Raw genomic sequence first — 20762 nt, forward strand, 5'->3', positions numbered from 1 at the left:
CGCGGCGGCCAAGCCGGCCGCGTCCAAGCCCGTCGCCCAGCCGGGAACCAAGCCGACGGCGGCCGACCGTGCGACACAGATGCGCAAGTCGATCGCCGCGGCGATGAGCCGGTCCAAGCGGGAGATCCCGCACTACTACCTGGCCGAAGAAATCATGCTGGAGAAGTCGTTGTCGTGGTTGACGACGCGTAACGCGCAGCGATCGATCGACGAACGAGTGCTGCCGGCCGTCCTGCTGCTCAAGGCCGTCGGCGTCGCCGCGCAGCGGTTCACTGAGTTCAACGGATTCTGGCGGGAAGACGGGTTCGAGCCCGCCAACGGCGTTCACGTCGGGGTCGGGATATCGCTGCGCGGCGGCGGCCTGGTCGCGCCCGCGATTCACGACGTTCCGGAAAAGAAGCTGGACGAGCTGATGGACGACCTCACCGACCTGGTCGGGCGGGCGCGGTCGTTCTCGCTGCGCAGTTCGGAGATGTCGGACCCGACCATCACCGTCACCAACCTCGGCGATCAGGGCGTCGATGCGGTCTTCGGAGTCATCTACCCGCCGCAGGTCGCGATCGTCGGATTCGGCCAGCCCGCCGAGCGGGTCTGCGTCATCGACGGTGGAATCCGGGTCGTCACCACCGTACAGGCCACGCTCGCCGCCGACCACCGTGCCAGCGACGGGCACCGGGGCGCGCTCTTCCTCGCCGCCATCAACGAGCTGCTCCAGCAGCCCGACCTCCTAGAGAAGTGAGGCGCTATGACCAATGAAGACACTCGTACCGTGGTGCTGTCGGTACTCACGAGCATCGCCCCGGAGGTCGACCCCGAAGACATCGCCGACGACGTGCTGCTGCGCGACCAGGTGGACCTGGATTCCATGGACTGGCTGAGCTTCCTGCGCGGGATTCACAAGCGACTGCACGTCGACATCCCCGAGTCGGATTATGCGACGCTGCGCACCCTGTCCGACGTGGTGACCTACGTGGAGAAGAACGCGTCCACGGTGTGAGCCGCCAATCGCGAACGGGGACATCATCTTTCGCGGGCAAGGGACAGGGGGTCGCATCATGGGCAAGACGCCCGAGATCGAGGTGCTCGAAAAGGCGGTGCTGCTCGCCTGCCGCGCCCCCTCGGTGCACAACAGCCAGCCCTGGCGCTGGGTGTCCGAGGGCGGTGCCCTGCGCCTGTTCGTCGACCGTCGCAGGGCGATACCCGCTACCGACTATTCGGGCCGGGAAGTGATCCTGAGTTGTGGCGCCGTGCTGAACCACCTCTGCGTCGCCATGACCGCCGCGGGCTGGGAACCGAAAGTCCAGCGGCTTCCCGACCCGGACGACCCCGACCAGCTGGCCACGGTCACGTTCAGCCCGCTCGAGCACGTCACCGAGGCCCAGCACCGCCGCGCGGAGGCGATCCTGCAGCGTCGCACCGACCGGCTTCCGCTGGGCAGACCCACCTATTGGGAGCTGTTCGAACCCGCCCTGCGGGAGACCTTCGACGACAAGGTGGTCAGCCTCGACGTGTTGGCCGATGAGGTGCGCCCCCTGCTGGTGCAGGCGTCGCAGCTCACCGAGGAGCTGCGCCGCGACGACTCGTACTATCACGCCGAACTCGACTGGTGGACTTCGTCGTTCGTGTTGGCCGAGGGGATGCCGCCCAGCGCGCTGGCCTCCGACAAGGAGAGCTGGCGGGTGGACGTGGCCCGCAGCTTTCCGGTCAGGAGCCACGCGGACCGCCGCGGCGACGTCAAGGTCGATTGGGCGAAAATCCTGGTGCTGTGCACGCCCGGAGACACCAGGTCCGACGTGTTGCGGTGCGGCGAGGTGCTGTCGACGGTGCTGCTGGAATGCACGGTCGCCGGGATGGCGACCTGCCCGCTCACCCATCTGATCGAGCTCGAGGAAAGCCGGGACATCGTGCGCGACCTGGTGGGTCGGTACGGCGAGCCACAGGCGCTGATCCGCGTGGGGATCGCGCCGCCGATGGAACAGCTCCCGCCGGCAACCCCGCGGCGCCGGTTGAACGATGTGCTGCAGATCCGGTAAACGATCATTGGTCCCCGGCCCGCGGGACTTTCGGCCGACGCCCGCGCCGGGCTCGCGCAATACCATCGGGTGTGTAGCGCTTTTCGATGAAGGGGACGACTGATGTCACTGATCGACGATGGGGTGTCCATCCTGCCGGTGAACGAATGCTGGGATCTGATCGCGGGCGTGACGCTGGGCCGCCTGGTCACCAGCGTCGGCGGTCAGCCCGAGATCTTCCCGGTCAACTTCGCCGTCCAGCGCCACACGGTGCTGTTCCGCACCGCCGAGGGGACCAAACTGGTCAGCACCGCGATCAACAACCGGGTGCTGTTCGAGGTCGACGACCACAACGTCGCCGAGGGGTGGAGCGTGATCATCAAGGGCACCGCGCGCTCTCTGCGCAGCAACGAGGACATCGAGGAGGCCGAACGCGCCCAGGTACTGCCCTGGACGGCCTCGGAGAAGTCACATTTCGTGCGGATCGTCCCCGAGATCGTCACGGGCCGCCGGTTCCGTTTCGGTGCCGCGGAGTGATGCGCGGCTAACCGGACCGCATCCGCCGCGGCCGCGGCACGAACTCCAGCGACAGCAGCACCATCAGCGCCGCCGGAATGTGATGGGCGCACAGCACCACGTAGCGCCGGTTCGACAGCGCGTGGAACTTGCGCAGGTACCGGTACAACGACTCCAGCCGGATCAGCGGGTCCAACAGGTGGATCAGCCGCAGCGCGGCCCGCTGCAGCAGGCCCGGCCGCGTCGCTTCGAAGATTTCCGGAAACGCCGCAAAGGCGAGGGAAAGACGCTCTCCCCCAGATTGTTCCGCGTGAGCGATCATGTCGACGCTGAGCCGCTCGTCGACGCCGTTGGGCGCGTCCGGGCGACGGAACGGCACGTCCAGGCTGACCTCGGAACCCCCGCCGGCGGTGAGGTATCGGTGAAACGCGACCGCACGCCCGTCCCTGTCCCGCGCGATGGCCAGCGAGACGCCCGGGAAGCGGCCCTGCAGCGCGCCGTCGAGGTTCATGCAGAAGCCGCGGTCGGTGCGCGCGGCCCGGTGCGCGGCGTACAACACCTCGGTCAGCTCGGCCAGCATCGTGCCACTGAGGTGCTGTTCGTCGACGATCTCGGTCGTGACGCCGCAGTTGCGGGTGCGCTGAACAGCCTGGCGCAGGTTGCGAAAGCGGCGCCCCCTCAGGGTGAAGTGGCGGATGTCGACGACGACATCGCGGCCGATCGGCACCGACAGCATCGGCTGGCCGACCGTGTCCCTGCGCCACAGCCCGAGGTGGCGTTCACCCGCGGCCAACACGATGATCTGCCAGCCCCGGCCGCGGCACATGCGGACGAAATCAACTGCCAGCTCATCGAATCGGGTCACATCACCGATCGGATCGCCGCTCACCACGGCGAAACCCAGCCGCGTTCGGTAGGCGATCGCCGCAGTGCCCTCGGTGTTGAAGTGATAGCTCTTGCTCGAATGCATCGCGAACGGCGCCAACGGATCTCCGCGCGTGGCGTCGACCAGACCCCACACCCGGCCCAGCAGCTCCGGCTGCGCCCGCACCGTGGTGGGCAGCGTCAGCGCGAGCCCGCTGCCGGCGATCAGGACATTGCCCAGCACCGTCCAGGACGCGACATGCGCCCCGAGCCCGGCCGCCACCGCGGCGGCGGCGTACACCGCATGTGCGGTGGTCACCGGACGGCCGAGAAAGACGCCGCGCGCGATCAAGGCGGCCGCCCCCAGCAGCGCCATCGACCAGCCGAACCGGCCCGGGGCGACGCGTTCATAGCCCAGATATTCGCGGGCGACCAGCACCACGAACCAGAGCAGGACGCACAGCAGCATCAGCACGCTGACGCGGCGCGCCGCGGGCGCATCGGCGCCCACCAAGATCCGTTCCCCGCCCCGCGCCGTGTTGGCGCCGCGGCTCTCGGGACTGATTTTCACCGCGCGCTCTAGCGCACCACGAGCACGGAGCATTCGGGGTGGCGGAAGAGCGGGTGTCCTTGGGGTCCGACCAACTGCGCCAGCTGCCGCGCCTCGTCCGCGCCGATCACGGCGAGTTGTACTCGCTCGTCGTTGGCGCTCAGGTAGCCCGCGATGCCCTGCCTCGTGGTGATCGGGTAGACGCGCACCTCGGGGTATTGCCGCCCCCAGTCCGCCACCCGGCGTTCGAACGCGCCGTCGCCGTGCTCGGTGAGTTCCTCGGGGCGGCCACCGAGGACGAGCATGGGAGCGCGTCGCAGTTTCGCCTCCGCCGCAGCGAAACTCACGACGGCGTCGTTGTCGGGTGTGTCCGTCATGCGGACCACGATCCAATTGATGTCCGGTGGCGGCCGGTCGGAGCCGGTCCGCAGGACCGCCACCGGGCATTGCGCCTTCTCGGCGAGTTCGGTCGCCGTCGAACCCACGATCGAGCGGGCGTAGCGCCCGATGCCAACACAGCCGACGCAGATCAGCGCGGCATCCGACGACGCCTCCAGCAGCACCGAACCCGCGGGGCCCCGCGCCACCTCGGTTTCCAGCGGCACGGCCTTCTTCGTGGCCTCAACCGCCAACCGCGCTTGCCCGAGCGACTTCTCGGCGTGCGCTACGTCGCGCTCGTAGTCTTCCGGTGCCTCGTGCGTCGGTTTGATGACGGAGACCAGACGCAGTGCAACGCCGCGGGTGATGGCCTCGTCGACGCCCCACAGCGCGGCCGCGATCGCCGCCGACGAACCGTCGATTCCCACCAGTATCGGTTTCATCGTCGGACCCCTTCCGCTGTCGAAAGTGTGTCAGCGCGTTTGGATGGACGAGCGGATCGGCACGGCGGGGGCGAGGCGCTCCGCGCGGCGCTTGACGGCGAGCAACAGGCCACGCGTCCCGAGGGAGATCATCGGCCGGGCCAGTTCAAGGACGAACACCTCGCCGGGGTAGCGCAAGCCGATTCGGGCGCGCGCGAGAAGCCGGACCCGGTCCTCCCAGTGCGGTTGCAGGTGAAACGACAGGACCGCGGTCCAGCGCGGTTCGGATCGCATGGCATTGAGCACGACATACTTCTCGGGCGCGATCTCCGTGATCCGCAACGTCACCCCGTCCGGCAACCCCCGCCAGCCCTCGGGAGCCAGGCGGATCACGTCCCCCACCCGCAGGCTCCCGTTATCGGCCCGTCCCGCAACGGTTTCCGGCCCCTGGATGCCGCCCGCCGCCCTGTCCCGGCCCATTTGCATCAGCCAGGACCACACCTCGGCCGCGGTCGCGTCGATGTCGACCGCCTCGGTCGTCTGCACGGCCGGATCGGCCACCAACATGTCCCCCGGGACCCGCAGCTGCGACTCGGCCTTGGTTGCGCCCCAATTGCGGTAGTACCTGCGCGCGCAGTACAGCACGGTGAGCAGCGCAGCGGTCTGGGCGAAGCGCTTTCTCGTGTTGGCCATGGCGCCAGTGTGCGCGGAGCGCCCCGATGCCTGCGAGGGTCCTAGGTCCTTGGTGCGGCCGCCAATATGCCCTGCGCACCCGCGGGAAGCGCCGCCCTAGCCGGCCGGGGTGATCAGTCCGTAATGCCCGTCGTAGCGGTGGTATAGCACGCTGGCGCAGCCGTAGACGGCATGGATGAAGAACAGGAACGGCAGGCCGAGCATGGCCAGCCGGTCTTCGGCTCCCTCTTCGGTGAGGCAGGGCAGCGGTTGTGAGCTGATGGTGACGGGCAGCGCGTGTGGACTCACCCGGTCGGCCATCCCCGGCGCCGCCAGCGCCAGGCGGTACCCCGTGGGCCCGCCGCGATACAGCACACCGGCGGTGCCGGTGCCCTTCTCCGTGAACAGGTGAAAGTCGTAGTCGAGCAGCTCGAGTTCGCGGGCGGCCTCGTCGAGGGTGCAGGGCGCCAACGTGAACGACTTGCGTCGGATGACGCGTCGGTGGTTCGTCTGGCGGGGAAGGTAATTCGGCCGGTGGGCCGTCTCGGACTCGTACCGCCATTCGTCGGCTCCCGCCGGCAACTCATCGCGGCGCGCCTCCCAGTGGTCGGCGGCGCGTTGCAGGCGGCGACGCAGCCGCGCCGCGAGAAGATCGACGGCTTCCCACGCCGTGTCGGCCTGCACCTGGGCGCGGACCGGCCGCCCGTCGACATCGAGGTTGGCCTGGGCGACGACCGGCCGCTGCACGGCCGGATCGCGGTGCCGGGTCAGCCGCACCCGGGCGTGCAGGACCGGCCGGCTCGTGTACCGCGTCAGCTCACCGATCTTGCGGCGCGCATATTCGGCCGCCGCGGGGAGTTCGTCACGGGCGGTGACCTGGACGTCCATCTCCTGTGGCGCTGGGGATTTGTGACTCATAGGTTAAGTGCTACGTCACGGAAACTGTTGCGGGACAGGGCCAAAAGTCACCGATCGGCCGTCGTCATGACGCCGCCTGGGAGCCCCCGGCCCGTTTGCGCATCCGGGTGGCGAACGCCGCGGCCCGGTCGAGGTCGTGTTCGTTGGGCCGCCCCCGGTTGATGCCGCCGATGAACCCGAAGGGTCCCACCGTGTCGAACCCCCGGCAGGAGAACGATCCGACCACCGTGAAGCCCTTTTGCTCGAGCTTGTCGCGAATCGGCCTGTGGTAACCCAACAGCGGAATCTCGCGCGCTCCGCTGGTGAAGAACGTGAAGGCCGCGGTGCGGTGGTCGGTGGCCGGGAGCCGGCTGATCAATCTCCGCAACCTCGCGTCGGCCATCATGTAGTAGATGCCGGAGCCGAAACCGACGAGGTCGTAGTCACGAACGATCTCGGGTCCGACCGACTCGGGGGTGACGACCTCGGCGCCCAGAACCTCGGCCATCCGGTCGGCCACCAGCCGGGTGTTGCCGTGGGATCTGGAAGCGCACACTATCAGCGACCTCATGGCCCGCTCCTTCGTGCAAACGTGGCTGGACGATTCCATGCTGCGTAGCGACCGTCGACCCGGTAAGGGCGCAAAGGCACAGCGGCTTGAGGGCCTTGGTCACTTTTCGTCGAATCAGCCCTGGTGGAGGGCGGGCTCAGGGCGGAAGAACGGAGGTCCCTCGCGGTCGGGACTTCGGTCCCTATCGGCAAGTCCGGCGAACCGGTCAAATAAGTGTTGTGACCGTGACAGTTCCGAGAACGAAGCGCAATACCGTGCCAAGCGTTGTCGGGGCGGAGGTAATCATCCTCGAGTCGCACCCGGCGTGGGTTTCGGCGCGGCGCTACGAAGCCGAGCTGCTCGAGTCGATGCGCAGGCACCCGTCGTCGATGGCCCGGCCGTGAGCCGACGAATGACGGCGGTGCTGGCGGCGGCGCTGCTGCTGCTCGCCGGTGCGCCTGGCGTCGCCGCCGCCGACAGCGGGCGGCCGCAGGCAAAGCCGGAGGAGCGGGCGGCGGCCCTGATCCGGCCGTCCATCATGTATCTTGCCGGTGAGGGCTACGGCTTGGTCCGGTTGCCCAGCGGTGAGATCCTGTCGCAATTCGGGCGGGGATCCAGCATGCCGTTCCTGGCGACCTGGAACTGCACGGCCTTCGTCGTCAACCCCGACGGGTGGGTGGCGACGGCAGGTCACTGCGTGGACCCCGCGAGCGCCACGGAACTGATACTCAAGCGGGCCGTCGAAGAGTATCGAAGCGAGTTTCCGAATGCGCCCGAGTCGAGCGACCCCGCGGCCACATTGGAGTGGTTGCAGAAGAACGCGCGGGTGGAAGGCGACGCCGTCGGCCAGGGGCCCCATGTCGGTATCGCGCTGATGTCCGGTACGGGAACCAAACTCGCGGACAAGGTCGTCGCCAACGTCGTCGAGTTCCGGCCGCTGGGAAAGGGCGACGCCGCTCTGCTGAAGGTGGCCAAGCAAAACCTTCCGTCGTCCGAGCTCGCCACCGACGCCGAGGTGACCATCGGCACGCCCGTCCTCGCGGTCGGCTTCCCCGAGAGCACGCAGAACGTCACCGGCGCTTCGCTGGACCCCACCTACAAGAGCGGCAAGGTCAGCAAGAAGTCCGTCTCGGGAACGAATCCGACGTACGAGATCGACGCCGCGATGACCGAAGGCATGAGCGGTGGCCCGACAATCGGGTTGAACGGCAAGGTGATCGGCGTGAACAGCTTCGCACCCGCCGGCGAAACGCAGCCGTTCAACTTCATCGGCCCGGCCGACGGTGTCGCTGCCATCATGGCCGGTAAGGGCGTCAAGCCGACGCTCGGACCGGCCGACCAGTTCTATCGCAAGGGGCTGACCGCCTTCTACGCCGGCCACTACACCGACGCGATCGCCGCTTTCGACCAGACGCTGGCCATGTCACCCGGCTACCCGGGCCTGGAGGACCTCAAGACAACGGCGGTCAACCTGCGCCAGCAATACGGCGACTCCTCGTCGCTGAGCGGCGCGAATCTGTTGTGGTACATCGTGATCAGCGTCGCGTCGGTGATCGGCCTCGCCGCCGGGGTGGCCATCCTCGGCCGCAGCAGGCGCCGCCCCCCGACGCCCGACGTGCAGCCGCTGCGCCTGATGCCCCGGCATGAGGAGGACGACGAACCACACTTCTGCGCGCACTGCGGCGCCGAGCATCATCCGACCGAACGGTTCTGCCCCAACTGCGGCAAGCACATCGATCTTCCCGCGGCGACGCGAGGAACCGGGCTGATATCTTGACCGAGGGCGCGGTGGACGCGGGACTATCCATCAGATTGGCGTCCGGGTTCGACGAAGCGGTGGCCCGCACCCGGGAAGCCCTTGCGCAGCAAGGTTTCAGCGTTCTGACCGAAATCGACGTCAGAGCAAGGCTGCAGGCGCAGCTCGGCGTGGAGCTGGAGGATTACCTCATCCTGGGCGCCTGCAATCCGGAGTTGGCGTACCGGGCGATCAACGTCGATCGGGAGATCGGGCTGCTGCTGCCGTGCAACATGTTGGTGCGCGCCGACCCGGGTGACGCGGGCAGCGTGATCGTCGAGGCGATGGATCCCGGCCTCCTGGTCGAGGTGACCGGCGAGCCGGCGCTGGTCACCATCGCCGCCGAGGTCACCGAGAACCTGCGTGCTGCGATCGCGTCGCTGACCGAAAGCGATTGATTTCGGCGGCCACCATACCGACCAGCATCGGCACCGCGCGGGCGACGCGAGGGCTCAGCCCGGCCCCCGGGCCGGTGTCCGCCGCCTCGACGGCGAAGACCACGATCGCGCCGGGTACCCGTTCGAGCGCTCGAGCCAGGGCATGGGTGCGGCCGATGTCGATGTGGTGCGAGCTCAAACCCCCGGGCTGGGCGGGCACGCCGTCCACGTCAATGCGGTGGATGCGACCCGGGTCCGCCGGTTCGGCGATCGCCGCGTCGATGACGACCGCCAGTCCCGCCCCCGTCCACGCCTCGATGAGCCCCATCGGCTCGGCGATACCGGTTCGCACAACGACATTGGGCCACGCGAGATCGCGCAACGCGTCGGCGGCGGCGACGCCGACACCGTCGTCGCGCCGGTAGCCGTTGCCGAGCCCGATGACGGCGACCCGGCCGGCGGCCGCTGACTCATCCGCGGTCATCCCCGCTCCACCGTCAGCCTCAAAAAGTGCGCCGAGCACGAGATACAGGGGTCGTAGCTGCGGATCAGCTGCTCGCACAGCTCGGTCAATGCGGCATCGTCGAGCGCGAGGTTGCCCGAGACCAGGCGGGCCAGGTCGGCCTCGATGGCCCCCTGGTTCTGCGACGTCGGCGGGATCATCGTCGCCGCCGACACCAGCCCGTCCTCCTCGATCCGGTAGCGGTGGTACAGCAGGCCGCGCGGCGCCTCGCTGACCCCGTGGCCGACGCCGGCCCGCGCCGGGACATCGACGAACGGCCGCGCCGGGCGCCGGTATTCGGCGATGATGCGCAGCGACTCCTCGATCGCGTAGACCACTTCGACGGCGCGGACGACGATGCTGCGGAACGGGTTTCGGCATTCGCCCGACAAGCCGGCCCGAGCGGCGGCTTGCGCGGCGATCGGCGACAACGCCGCCGCGTTCAGCGAGTACCGGGCCAGCGGGCCGGTCAGGTAGCGACCGCCGTCGAGGGTCGCGTGCAGGGCGGTGGAGTGCGGCAGCTGCGATTCGACGATGTGGTCGGTGAAGTCGGCCACGTCGAAGGCCGGACCGGCGCTGCGCGCGATGACGCCGTTCTCGATCGGGTAGGCGCCCGGCGCGGTGAGCGCCAGGAACTCGTGGTCCAGCTCGAGGTCGGGGAACTCGAATCCCGCCACCCACTCGACCGTCGCCACCGCGTCGTCCAGCGCGCGGCGCAACTCCTCCTCGATCGGCTGGAACTCCAAACGCGTTGGCATGGAGTAGAATCCACCTAGACGCACGTTCACCGGGTGTATCGCCCGGCCCCCGACGAATTCCATCAGCCGGTTGCCCACCTTCTTCAGCGCGAGCCCCCGCTCGACGATCTCCCGGTGGTCGCGGGCCATCCCGACGATGTCGGGGTAGCCGAGGAAGTCCGGCGCGTGCAGCAGGTAGATGTGCAGCGCGTGACTGTTGATCCACTCGCCGCAGTACAGCAGTCGCCGCAACGCGACGAGCTGCTCGTCCACCCGCACGCCGCAGGCCTCCTCGATCGCGTTGCAGGAGCTGACCTGATAGGCGACCGGGCAGATGCCGCAGACCCGGGCCGTCAGGTCGGGCGGCTCGGTGTGGGCGCGTCCGCGCAGGAACGCCTCGAAGAACCGCGGCGGCTCGTAGATGTTGAGCTGCACGCTGTGCAGCGCACCGTCTCGCAGCGTGACGTGCAGCGCGCCTTCGCCTTCCACGCGGGTCAACGCGCCGACGCTGAGCGTGCGTTCGGACGGGTTCACGGCTTGCTCCGTTCGGCCGCGAAGGTGGCGACGTTGAACGTCGAGAACACCCGGTCGACGCCGCCCTCGGACATGCCGTCGCGGCGCAACAGCGGGATCAGCGTCGCGGTCCGCGGCGCCGCGGACGGCCCGAAGCAGCCGTAGCAACCGCGATGATGACTCGGGCACAACGCCCCACAGCCGGCGTGGGTGACCGGCCCCAGGCACGGAATCCCCTCGGCGACAACCACACACGTCACCCCGCGGAGCTTGCACTCGGTGCACACCGTCTTGGCCGGCAGCCGTGGCTTGCGCCCGATCAGCAGGGCCGCCAGGGTGTCGAGCAGTTGGCCCCGGTCGATCGGGCAGCCCGGCAACTGGTAATCGACCTTGACATGGGCGGAGGCCGGCGTGGACGTCGCCAGCGTGTCGATGTATTCCGGCCTGGCATAGACGACGGAGGTGAACTCGGTGATGTCGGCGAAGTTGCGCAGCGCCTGCACTCCCCCGGCCGTCGCGCACGCCCCGATGGTGACCAGCACCTTCGATTGCTCCCGGATCTCCTGGATGCGCTGCAAGTCGTGCCGGGTGGTGATCGAGCCCTCGACCAAAGACACGTCGTAGGGGCCGTCGACCGTCGCGCTGGAGGCCTCGGCGAAGTTGGCGATCTGCACCTGGTCGGCGAGGGTGAGCAGTTCGTCCTCGCAGTCCAGCAGGGTCAGCTGACATCCGTCGCAGGAGGCGAACTTCCACACGGCCAGGGTGGGTCGGCTCATCACAGCTCCTTCACCCGCAGCAGCGGCCCGGCGACGTCGTAGCCGACTACCGGGCCGTCGCGGCACAGCAGCAGCGGCCCCAGCTGACAGTGACCGCACAATCCCGCACCGCACTGCATGTTTCGCTCCAGGGATACTCGAATATTCTCGGCCGCAACGCCTTTCGCGAGCAGGGCCTCGGCGCCGAACCGCAGCATCGGCTCGGGTCCGCACAGGAAGGCGGTCGTCCGACCGGGGTCCAGGACGAGTCGGCCGAGTGGCTCGGTGACCAGGCCGACCTCACCGTCCCAGCCCGGCGTCTTGGCGTCGACGATCAAATGCAGTTCGATTTTCGGATCCTGCGCCCACTTTTCGAGCTGAGCGGCGAAGACGAAGTCGGCCTGCGACCGGGCGCCCACGACGAGCGTCACCTTGCCGTAGCGCGACCGCTCGGCCAGCGCCCCGAGTATCGCCGGACGCAAGGGGCACAGGCCGACGCCGCCGGCGACCATGACCAGATCGCGGCCGACGGCCTCCTCGAGCCCCCAGGTGGTGCCGAACGGGCCCCGGACACCGATCACGGTTCCCGGCTGCGCGTCGTGCAGGGCGCGACTGACCGCGCCGACCGCGCGGATCGTGTGCGTGATCGAGCCGTCGGTGACGGTGGGATCACCGCTGATCGAAATCGCGGCCTCGCCGACGCCGAACGCGTAGAGCATCATGAACTCTCCGGGCTGCGGTGCGCGCAACACCTCGCCGAGCGGTTCCAGGCACAGGGTGGCCGAGTCCGGGCTTTCCACGACGCGGCTGCGCACCCGATACGGGTTGGGCGCCATCACCGACGGGGGCGCGGCGACCGCCGCCGCGTCAGTCATCGCGGGCCATCTTGTTCATCTCCTCGGTGATGTCGATGCCGGTGGGACACCAGGCGATGCACCGCCCGCAGCCGACGCACCCGGACATGTCGAACTGGTCGTGCCAGGTGCCGAGTTTGTGGGTCAGCCAATGTCGGTACCGCGAGGCGCCGGACTGGCGGACGCTGCCGCCCCCGTGGATGTAGGTGAAATCGGGCTCGAAGCACGAGGCCCAGTGCAGCCAGCGCTCCGCGTGCTCACCGGTCAGATCGCTGACGTCTTCGGTGCTGGTACAGAAGCAGGTGGGACACACCATCGTGCAGTTGCCACACGTCAGGCAGCGGCTGGCGACCTCGTCCCATTGCGGCGATTCGCGCGAACGGACCAGCAAATCGCGAAGATTCACCTCGGGCATCTGGCGGCCCATGCGATGGGAGGCGGCCTCCACCGCGTCACGCGCGGAACCGATCTCCGCGTCTTCGGCGGTCCGATGCGGGACGGCCGCGAGGACGTCGGCGCCATCCGGGGTGCCCACCTCGACCACGTAGGTCACGTCGTCACCGTCGAGCCGCTCGGTGAGCGCCAGGTCGTAGCCCGGACCGGCCGCGGGCCCGGTACCCATCGAGGCGCAAAAGCACAGCCCCCCGGGCTCGGTGCAGTTGACCGCGATCACGAAGATCTGCCGATGCCGGCGCACGAAGGAGCTGTCGGGAAGCTGCCCGCGGCCGAGCACCCGATCGAGCGTCGCGATCGCCGCCAGGTCACACCCGCGCACGCCCAGGAACGCGTAGCGCGGAATCTCCTCTTCCGCTTCGCCGTCGCTGAAACCGTCCCGGGAGCCGGCCCACAACCGGCGCCGTGCCGGGTGCAGAAACTGCTTCCACGACTGCGGCCCGGACGAGTGCCCGAACGCGGCGTCATCGTCGCGGCGGCGCACCCGGTAGTGCCCGGGTGCCACCTCCACGCCCCACCCTCGCGGTAGGTCCGCGGCGGACTCCAATTGATCGAGGACGATCGCGTTGTCCCGCAACGTCGGACCGATCACGCGGTATCCGCGCTCGATCAGGACCTCGACGAGGCGGTGCAACCCGGCGGTGCCGAATGACGCGGCACCGGAATCCTCGCCGTATCCGATCATCGGCTCATCATCTTCCAGTTCGGCTGTGCTGTATAGGGGTTGGACAACGGACGCACCGGTTACGAGGCCTCGGCGAGGAACTCGATGTCGCGTTCCCACATTGCGTCACGGGCACGATCCAGCCGGGCGCGGACGACGGCGACAAGCACCGCCATCGCAACGGCCACCGCCAGCGCCGTCACCCCCGCGACGCCGACCGCCTCGGCCACGGCCAGCCAGGTGGGGGTGGGAGGCATCACCGGGTTGCCGTCCGCGTCCACCCAGATTTCGACGGTTCCGTCGACCTTGGCCTGCTCGCTGACCGCCAGCGGTCCGACGCGGTCCCCCTTTGGCCCGGCCCACTTCGCTTGCACGACAGTCACGCCCAGCTCCTCGACCAGGGCGTCGGTGACCGTTGCCCGCACGCGGTGCCGGTCGTGCGCCTCCTGGATGTACACCCGGTCCCGCGCGCCGTAGGTCACCGCGCCCGCCACGCCGGCGACGGGAACGGCGATCAGGGACACGGCCAGCGCGACCAGGACGACCAACGCTTCGATGCGATCCGAGCGGCGGAGCAAGGGGTTGCGGCCGAAAACGCGTGCCACCCGCCAGCGGCGTGGGTTGAAGGTGAACGTGTCCATGGTGTCCTCTGCGCCGCAACGATTTCGCCGGTTCAGAGGGCGACCCGGTGTTCGTGATCGGCCATCCACTCGACGAAGTCTCCCAGTTCGCGCCGCGGCGTGGCGGGCAACGGGTCCGCGTTGATCGGCGCCCACCCCACCCGTAGCAGCATCTGGGGGTAGTTGCTGTCACCGAAGATGTCGGATTGAACCGCCGCGCGTGTTCCGGGTGACTCCAACGGTTCGGTGACCGGGCAACTGACCAGGCCCAGTGACGTCGCGGTGAGCAGCACGACGCTGGTCGCCTCACCGGCGCGCAGCTGCGCCAGGCGGTCGTCGTTGCGGGTGCCCAGCGCCAGGACCACGGCGTTGTCGTCGGCCGGTGAGGAGTCGGGCGCCATCGGCAGCACGGGGCCGGCGAAGAAGCGACCGGGAATCTTGGCGGTCGAATCCGGCGCGGGCGTGTTGCGGGCGGGAACGCCTGCGACCGACGCGTAGCGGCCACTCCACGCCGTCAGCTCGGCCAGATAGTCCTGGTTCAGGTGCTCCTGGACGGATTGGGCGACGATGTTGCGCAGGTTGTCGAGGTCTTCGACCTGGCACAGCGTCACCCCGCTGCGCGCCGCCCGGGCCGCCATCAGCGCGACGTCGCCCACCGGCACCGGCCACGAGCTGTAGTTGCGCCGGTCGGTCCGGCGCCGCGGGATGGCAGCGGCCATCGCGATGTCCACGGAGTCGGCCCGGTGCGGCGAAAGTTCAATCGCGGCAAGGTGGCTGGGGTCGGCGGGATTCGGGAACCGGGTCACCTTGGAGAGCCAGCCGACGGCCGCCAGCGCGACGACGCAGTGATGCAGCGCCGCACCGCAACTCAGCATCAGGTCCCGGCCGTCCGGGTCGATGTTGGGCAGCTGCCGGCTGTCATCGGAGTACAGATGCAGGCTCGCCGCGTCGACCCGCCACCGCCAGGGCTGGGAGTTGTGCACCGAGGGCGCCCGAGAGGCCAAACTCAGGACCGTCCGGACCGTGCCGGCATCCGGAAAGCGGGTGTTCATGGGTCGTTCCCCTTCGGTATTGCGTCTTCCTATTTACGATTGCGGATCGCCGCTCGTCCCACGAGGGCACGACGGCTCTAAGCGGAGGGACTTTGGGCCAATCGCGCAGCTAGGCGGCCGGTGCGATGGCCACATCGATCGACAGCTGATCGCCGATGGCATAGGCCGCCGACCAGTCGCCGACGCAGGCTGCCCTCGCCAGCTCGTCGACCAGGGGGCTGTGGGCGCCCAGCTCCGCCAGCCACGCCGCCACGATGGGTGCGATCTCGTGGCCCGGGACCCGGACGGTGCGGTCGCCGTGGAGACGATCGGTGACGCGGTAGATCGTCGCCGTCGGTACGGCCCGCAGCTGGTGCCGTTGTCTTGCGAACCTCATCACGCCCTCCTCGATCGAGCTTGGAATACATCCGACCACTTCCCCGGTGCGCTTCGTCAGGGCCGAACGCAACCGGGCCGCAAGTGCTTCAGTCGTGCTTTCGAGGATGCGGAGGTCCCGCGGGGGTAGGGCCGTTGGTCACCGCGCCGCGCGCCGCGAACGCGCCCGCGATCGAGGTGGCGGCGATCGTCAACAGCGCGCCGAACATCAGCGCCGACGCTTCGCCCGCGACCAGGAGGTGTTCCTCGGTGCCGATGGTCGCCGCGGCCACCGGCACCCCGAGCTGTGCGGCCGACAGCACCGCCAGGGTCAGCGGTTGGCCGAGCAGCCTGCCTGCGCAGTGCGCGAGCACGGCGCCGAGGCCCAGCCCCGCGCCGAGCAGGATGAGTTTCGGGTGCGAACCCAGCTCGCGCACCTGCAGCGAAGCGCCCAGCCAGACGAAGAACAGCGGGCTGAAGAAACCCTCGGTGATGCCGAAGAGCTGACGCGCCAACCGTCGCGGTTCGCCGACCATGCCGACCACCAGGCCCACCGCGAAGCCCGCCAGCATGACGGACACGCGCGCGCTCACGGCGAGCGCCGCCAGGGCGAAGAGCACGATGAGGTTGGTCCGCAGCTCCAGCGCGAACCGGCGCTTCTCGGAGTAGGCGTGCAGGCGGTGGCGCCAGCCGTCGGATCGCCGCAGCACCACGTACAACACCACCGCGCAGCCCGCCACCGCCAGCGCGCCCAGCGCGGCCGTCGGCGCGTGCCGCAGGTCAATCACCAACGGCAGCAGCACGATACACGCGGCGTCCGCGACCGCGATCTGGGCGGTCACGGCGATCACCTGCGGCCCTTGCACTTTCAGCGAGTCGATCACCGGCAGCGCCAGGGCCGCCGACGACGAGGCCATCAGGACCGCGTACATCGCCGCGTGCCCGGTTCCGAAGGCCGCCGCCAGGCCGACACCCAGCGCCGCCGCGACGGCGCCGGCCAGTCCCGCGCGCCCCAGCGCCCGGGGCAGCGACGAGCGCAGCGCGCCGGCGCGCACCGGGACGTGCGTGCCGACGACGAACATGACCAGTGCGAAGCCGATGTTGGCGAGCAACTGGAACGTCGGGTTGGTGACGTCGACGAGGCCGAGGCCGGTTCGCCCGACGACCAGGCCCGCGATCAGCTCACCGATGATCACCGGGATCCGCAGGCGCGGCAGCGCGGCCAGCAGCGGGCCGGCCAGTCCGATGGCGGTCAGCAGCGCCAGGGTGTGGAAGCCAAACCCGGCCACGTCAACAGTCCCTGCCCGCCAGCACGAAGTTATTCTGCATTCTTCGCGCCGCAGTCCTAGGGATTGATCGTGTTGTCCCCCACTTGGCGCCCCCAGACGTACTCGATCGCGTACGGCGAGCCGGTGTCGAGATGGTTGTACGGCGCGATGCTGTTCCCGGTGTCCATCACCAATTCCGGTGCAGGCCACAGGTGACGGGTGATGGGCTGCCAGCACCCCGGGGCGCCGCCCGGGCCGCCGCGCGCGTTCACCCGCGGCAGGTTCTCGGGGTAGGTGTACGGGTTCGGCGCGCCGCCGACGACACCGGCGAGGCCGCCGACCAGGCTGGCGATCGTGGCCACCGCCGACACGGGGTTGGCCAGCAGCCCGAGCCCGGACAGCGCCTCGGTGTTCATGTTCAGCGAGTAGCCGTTGAATCCGCCCTCGGACGCACCGGTGAGGGGCACGACGTCGTGGTAGTTGCGCAGCGTGCAGTAGATCGCCGGGCTGTAGGTGTCCAGCAGCTGCGCGGTCGGCACCAGGTCCTGCGCGCCCCGGGCGAGGTACGGGCCGCCCTTGCTGAAGATGTCGGCGCCGGTGTTGCCGAACCCGGCCGCCGACAACAACGCCTGATCCAAGTCCTTCTGCTGTTGATTGATGGTCCGCGAGGTGATCACCGCGTTGTTCAGGAAATCGAACAGATCGGGTGCCGCGTCGGCGTAGGTGTCGCCCAGCCCGGCCAGCAGCTGGATGTCGCGCCGCGCCTGCGGCATCTGCGGATTGACGTCGTCGAGGACCGCGTTGGCGTTGACCACCGACTGGCCGAATTTGTCGCCGAGGCCGGTCAGCGCCTGGGCGGCCGCGCTCAGCGTCAGGTTGAGTTTGACCGGATCGACCTTCTCGTTGATCGACACGATCGTCTGGAACAGCGTGTTGATCTCGGTGGTCACCGACCGCGCGTCGATCACCGTGCGCGGGTTGATCCGTTGCGGCGACGGGTTTTCCGGTGCGGTCAACGACACGTATTTGCCGCCGAACACCGTGGTCGCCTTGATGTCGGCGTTCACATTGGCCGGGATGAGCGACAAATAGCGCGGATACACCTCGAGCGTGAACTTGGCGGCCGGCTTGCCGTCCCGAACGGTCTCGGAGATGTTGCCGACGCGGCCGATCTCGACCCCGTTGTAGGTGACCTTCGAGCCGGGATCCATCACCAGCCCGGCCCGCGACGCCAGCATCGTCAGCTTCGTCTTCGCGGTGAAGCCGCCGCGGAACTGGACATACACCAGGGTGAAAACGATGGCCAGGATCACCAGCACGCCGACCGCGATCCACCGGTACGGCGGTAGGCGCTGGGAATTGATCTGCACCGGGGAAGACGTCGCCACCAATGCCCCTTACGTCTGCGCCGAGCGTCCCGGTGCCGCGGCGATCCTTCCCCCTGTCAGGGGCCTGCACACACATGCAATAACGAAGCCCACAAAATGTACCGTGGCGTCCCGCGATATGCGAACCGGCGTTCGCAGAATGGCGGTCGGACCCGGCGGCGGCAGCCAAGCGCGGAAAAGGCGCTACAGCAATCCAATCGGCCGTCGCGGCGCTGACCCGATCGCCTAACCGGCCTTGTCAGGCGTCGGGGTCTGCTGGACGGCGAGCGCGGTGCGCCGCCGGAGGAATTGGGCGAAGTACTCGTTGCGATCGGGCTGCAGAATTCCGTTCAGGAGGAGGGTCCAGCACTTCTGCAGGTCGTGTAAGAAACGTTCGGGTTCATCGAGACTGCTCGTTTTTCGCAGCCCCATGTGCGCGGACAGCATCATCCGGGCCAGGTCCTCGGGGGCGCAGTCGTCATCGATGTCACCCTCGGCGATGGCCTGCTCAACGATCGCCGCCAGCGCTTTGATCCATTGGCCGAACAGATTCTGATGGCGTGCTTCGGATTGCCCCACCGTTTCGACCAGGTTCAACGCCGCCCTGAACAGGTCCGACTTGAGGTCCTGGACGGCCACCAGAAACGAAAAGTCGATGAGGGTCTCCAAGCCTGAAAGCCCTCGGGTCTGCAGGCCATGCAGGGCGAGAGGCACCGCGGCCGTTTGCTCGTCGATCATCGCGAGCGCCAGCGCATGCTTGGAGGTGAAGTGGAAATACAGGGCGCCTTTGGTCAGCCCGGCCTCGGCGAGAATGTCGTCGAGACCAACCTCGTGGTATGGCCGCCGGGCAAACTGCTGCGAGGCGGCCCGAATGATCTGCCGCCGAGTCGCATCGGCGGAGGGGCTCACCACGGCTGGCGTGTGTGGCCGGGCAACGCCACAAGCGGCTGCAATGCCGACAAATCGCCTCCCCTGCGCAGATAAGCAGCTCGATTAAACGGTAACCGCTGAAAGCCGGGCTGTGCGTCGCGCCCACCCGTACTTCTCGCTTCGCTACCCGAACGGGTGGCGGGATTCTTCACAGACGGCAGCGCGGAGCGCCTCAGTACACTAAGCGCCACGGAATGCCCAGGCTCGAGGCGAGGCGATTGGGATGCAGACGGGAGCGCAACCGACGCAGGTCGTGGCGACCAGGGTGCAAGCCCCGACCTATGACGACGGCCTGGTTCCCCGCGCGCGGCTCATCGAATTGCTGCGGTCCGGCCGCGCGAAGCGGTTGGCGTTGATCCACGCCCCGGCCGGCTTCGGGAAGACAACCCTGGCCGTGCAGTGGCAGCGGGTGCTCCTCGCCGAGGGCGTCCCGGTGGCGTGGCTCAGCCTGGACCGCGACGACAACGACGTGGTGTCCTTCCTGGCGCACCTCATCGAGGCGGTACGACGGGTCGAGCCGTCGATGGCCGCCAATCTCAGCGATCTGCTCGAACAGCACACGGGCCACGCTCGGCGCTACGTGCTGGCCGAACTCGTCAACCGGATCGCCGAACGCCGCCGGCCGCTGGTGATCGTGTTGGACGACTGGCATCTCATCGACAGTGCCGACACCGCCGCGGCATTGGACTTCCTCTTCGACACCGGGCCGGGCAATTTGCACCTGGTCATCACGAGCCGAACCCAGACGCCGGCTATCGCGAAGCTGAAAGTGCGCAACCAGGTCACCGAAGTCGACACCGCGCATCTGCGCTTCGACCCCGAAGAGTCCGCCGCCTTCTTCGGCCTGAATGCCTTGGCGCTCAACGACGACGACGTGCGCCGCCTATGGGCGAGCACCGACGGCTGGATCGCCGCCCTGCAGCTGGCCACGCTGTCGTTGCGCGGCTGCGAAGATCCGTCGGAGCTGGTCAGCGCCTTCTCCGGTCGTCACCGCTCCATCGGCGACTATCTGGCCCAAAACGTCCTCAACGCCTTGCCGCCCGACTTGCTCGACGTCCTGCTGGCCACCTCCATATGCGATCGCCTCTGCGGAGAGCTCACTTCCGCCCTCAGCGGTCAGCCGCGCGGGCAGACGATCCTCGAAGAACTCGAGCACCGCAACATGTTCCTGCGGCCACTCGACGACGACCGCGAGTGGTTTCGGTATCACCACCTGTTCGCCGATCACCTGCGCCGACGGCTGGAACGTGACTATCCAGAGCGGGTGGCCGACTTGCACCGCACCGCATCGACCTGGTTTGCCGACCACGGGCTGCTCGGCGAGGCGGTGACGCACGCAATCGCCGCGGGCGATGCCGAGGGGGCGGTGGATCTGGTGGAACGCCACGCAATGCCCCTGGTGGAACACAGCCGGATGGCGACGCTGCTCGGGCTGGTCAACAAGCTGCCCAAGACGTTGCTGGCCAGTCGGCCGAACCTGCAGATCGCCATCGCGTGGGCCCATTGCCTGCTGCACCAGGCCCCGGAGGTGCAGGTCGCCCTCGACCACGTTCGCGCCGCGGCGCCCTCGGCCACCGACGGTTTCGGCGCAGGCGTCCTCGGCGAGGCCGACGTGGTGCAGGCCTGCACGGACGTCTACGGCGATCGCATCGACCGCGCC

The 20762-nt window shown here is 68.6% G+C and carries 24 protein-coding genes; 8 read left to right on the forward strand and 16 right to left on the reverse strand.

Going from position 1 to position 20762, the window contains the following annotated elements; all coding sequences use genetic code 11:
* The 4 genes from A5704_RS10690 to A5704_RS10705 form a co-directional block, all read left to right on the forward strand.
* Window positions 1-739, forward strand: a 739-nt coding sequence (locus A5704_RS10690; RefSeq protein WP_197508472.1) for a 2-oxo acid dehydrogenase subunit E2, incomplete at its 5' end; no start/stop codon positions are given.
* Between the two features lie 6 nt (window positions 740-745).
* Window positions 746-997, forward strand: a complete 252-nt coding sequence (locus A5704_RS10695; protein ID WP_067747903.1) for an acyl carrier protein — start codon at window positions 746-748, stop codon at window positions 995-997.
* A gap of 58 nt (window positions 998-1055) precedes the next feature.
* A complete protein-coding gene (locus A5704_RS10700; RefSeq protein ID WP_156669867.1) occupies window positions 1056-2033 on the forward strand; it encodes an NAD(P)H nitroreductase in 978 nt (325 codons plus the stop codon).
* Window positions 2034-2135: 102 nt separating this feature from the next.
* Window positions 2136-2549 carry a pyridoxamine 5'-phosphate oxidase family protein gene (locus A5704_RS10705; protein ID WP_067780327.1) on the forward strand — a complete coding sequence of 138 codons (414 nt, stop codon included), beginning with the start codon at window positions 2136-2138 and terminating at the stop codon, window positions 2547-2549.
* Between the two features lie 7 nt (window positions 2550-2556).
* On the opposite strand, the gene A5704_RS10710 is transcribed toward A5704_RS10705, so the two are convergent.
* From A5704_RS10710 to A5704_RS10730, 5 genes are all read right to left on the reverse strand, one after another.
* A complete protein-coding gene (locus tag A5704_RS10710) occupies window positions 2557-3963 on the reverse strand; it encodes a bifunctional lysylphosphatidylglycerol flippase/synthetase MprF (protein WP_231968976.1) in 1407 nt (468 codons plus the stop codon).
* Between the two features lie 8 nt (window positions 3964-3971).
* Window positions 3972-4763 carry a universal stress protein gene (locus tag A5704_RS10715; RefSeq protein WP_067888947.1) on the reverse strand — a complete coding sequence of 264 codons (792 nt, stop codon included), beginning with the start codon at window positions 4761-4763 and terminating at the stop codon, window positions 3972-3974.
* Window positions 4764-4793: 30 nt separating this feature from the next.
* Window positions 4794-5435 (reverse strand): hypothetical protein, encoded by a 642-nt coding sequence (locus A5704_RS10720; RefSeq protein ID WP_067888949.1) that lies wholly within the window; start codon window positions 5433-5435, stop codon window positions 4794-4796.
* A 96-nt stretch (window positions 5436-5531) separates the two neighbouring features.
* Window positions 5532-6332 carry an HPF/RaiA family ribosome-associated protein gene (locus A5704_RS10725; protein WP_067888952.1) on the reverse strand — a complete coding sequence of 267 codons (801 nt, stop codon included), beginning with the start codon at window positions 6330-6332 and terminating at the stop codon, window positions 5532-5534.
* Window positions 6333-6396: 64 nt separating this feature from the next.
* Window positions 6397-6882 carry a flavodoxin family protein gene (locus A5704_RS10730; protein WP_067780364.1) on the reverse strand — a complete coding sequence of 162 codons (486 nt, stop codon included), beginning with the start codon at window positions 6880-6882 and terminating at the stop codon, window positions 6397-6399.
* 254 nt (window positions 6883-7136) lie between these two features.
* Here A5704_RS10730 and A5704_RS29545 point away from each other — a divergent pair, with 254 nt between their 5' ends.
* The 3 genes from A5704_RS29545 to A5704_RS10740 are packed head-to-tail and all read left to right on the forward strand — an operon-like array spanning window position 7137 to window position 9054.
* Complete coding sequence (locus A5704_RS29545) at window positions 7137-7265, forward strand: hypothetical protein (protein WP_255369121.1); 129 nt, start codon at window positions 7137-7139, stop codon at window positions 7263-7265.
* Window positions 7262-8638, forward strand: coding sequence for a trypsin-like peptidase domain-containing protein (locus tag A5704_RS10735; RefSeq protein ID WP_231968978.1), 1377 nt, complete (start codon window positions 7262-7264; stop codon window positions 8636-8638). Before A5704_RS29545 ends, A5704_RS10735 begins: the two co-directional genes overlap by 4 nt.
* 11 nt (window positions 8639-8649) lie before the next feature.
* Window positions 8650-9054 carry a DUF302 domain-containing protein gene (locus A5704_RS10740; RefSeq protein WP_067780366.1) on the forward strand — a complete coding sequence of 135 codons (405 nt, stop codon included), beginning with the start codon at window positions 8650-8652 and terminating at the stop codon, window positions 9052-9054.
* Here the strand turns inward: A5704_RS10740 and A5704_RS10745 are convergent.
* The 11 genes from A5704_RS10745 to A5704_RS10795 form a co-directional block, all read right to left on the reverse strand.
* Window positions 9005-9517, reverse strand: coding sequence for a hydrogenase maturation protease (locus A5704_RS10745; RefSeq protein WP_067747915.1), 513 nt, complete (start codon window positions 9515-9517; stop codon window positions 9005-9007). The genes A5704_RS10740 and A5704_RS10745 overlap by 50 nt on opposite strands.
* A complete protein-coding gene (locus A5704_RS10750; RefSeq protein WP_067888955.1) occupies window positions 9514-10806 on the reverse strand; it encodes a Ni/Fe hydrogenase subunit alpha in 1293 nt (430 codons plus the stop codon). Before A5704_RS10750 ends, A5704_RS10745 begins: the two co-directional genes overlap by 4 nt.
* Window positions 10803-11561 (reverse strand): oxidoreductase, encoded by a 759-nt coding sequence (locus A5704_RS10755; protein WP_067780347.1) that lies wholly within the window; start codon window positions 11559-11561, stop codon window positions 10803-10805. The genes A5704_RS10750 and A5704_RS10755 overlap by 4 nt, the downstream gene beginning before the upstream one ends.
* Window positions 11561-12415 carry an FAD/NAD(P)-binding protein gene (locus A5704_RS10760; RefSeq protein ID WP_067747920.1) on the reverse strand — a complete coding sequence of 285 codons (855 nt, stop codon included), beginning with the start codon at window positions 12413-12415 and terminating at the stop codon, window positions 11561-11563. Before A5704_RS10760 ends, A5704_RS10755 begins: the two co-directional genes overlap by 1 nt.
* Window positions 12408-13532: a 4Fe-4S dicluster domain-containing protein gene (locus A5704_RS10765; RefSeq protein ID WP_067747922.1), complete on the reverse strand. Its 1125-nt coding sequence runs from the start codon at window positions 13530-13532 to the stop codon at window positions 12408-12410. Before A5704_RS10765 ends, A5704_RS10760 begins: the two co-directional genes overlap by 8 nt.
* A 59-nt stretch (window positions 13533-13591) precedes the next feature.
* Entirely contained in the window at window positions 13592-14152 is a 561-nt protein-coding gene (locus A5704_RS10770; RefSeq protein ID WP_067780350.1) for a hypothetical protein, read from the reverse strand.
* 32 nt (window positions 14153-14184) lie between these two features.
* Window positions 14185-15183 carry a nitroreductase family protein gene (locus A5704_RS10775; RefSeq protein WP_067747926.1) on the reverse strand — a complete coding sequence of 333 codons (999 nt, stop codon included), beginning with the start codon at window positions 15181-15183 and terminating at the stop codon, window positions 14185-14187.
* Between the two features lie 109 nt (window positions 15184-15292).
* A complete protein-coding gene (locus A5704_RS10780; protein ID WP_067780353.1) occupies window positions 15293-15559 on the reverse strand; it encodes a hypothetical protein in 267 nt (88 codons plus the stop codon).
* 88 nt (window positions 15560-15647) lie between these two features.
* Window positions 15648-16826 carry a cation:proton antiporter gene (locus tag A5704_RS10785; RefSeq protein ID WP_067888958.1) on the reverse strand — a complete coding sequence of 393 codons (1179 nt, stop codon included), beginning with the start codon at window positions 16824-16826 and terminating at the stop codon, window positions 15648-15650.
* Between the two features lie 56 nt (window positions 16827-16882).
* Window positions 16883-18175, reverse strand: a complete 1293-nt coding sequence (locus A5704_RS10790) for an MCE family protein (RefSeq protein WP_067888961.1) — start codon at window positions 18173-18175, stop codon at window positions 16883-16885.
* Between the two features lie 243 nt (window positions 18176-18418).
* On the reverse strand, window positions 18419-19081 hold the full coding sequence (locus tag A5704_RS10795) for a TetR/AcrR family transcriptional regulator (RefSeq protein WP_231968980.1): 663 nt from the start codon (window positions 19079-19081) through the stop codon (window positions 18419-18421).
* 244 nt (window positions 19082-19325) lie between these two features.
* Here A5704_RS10795 and A5704_RS10800 point away from each other — a divergent pair.
* Window positions 19326-20762: AAA family ATPase (locus A5704_RS10800; RefSeq protein WP_156675697.1), on the forward strand; the 1437-nt coding region annotated here is incomplete at its 3' end.

It is taken from the genome of Mycobacterium sp. E735 (genome assembly GCF_001666955.1).
GTDB lineage: Bacteria > Actinomycetota > Actinomycetes > Mycobacteriales > Mycobacteriaceae > Mycobacterium.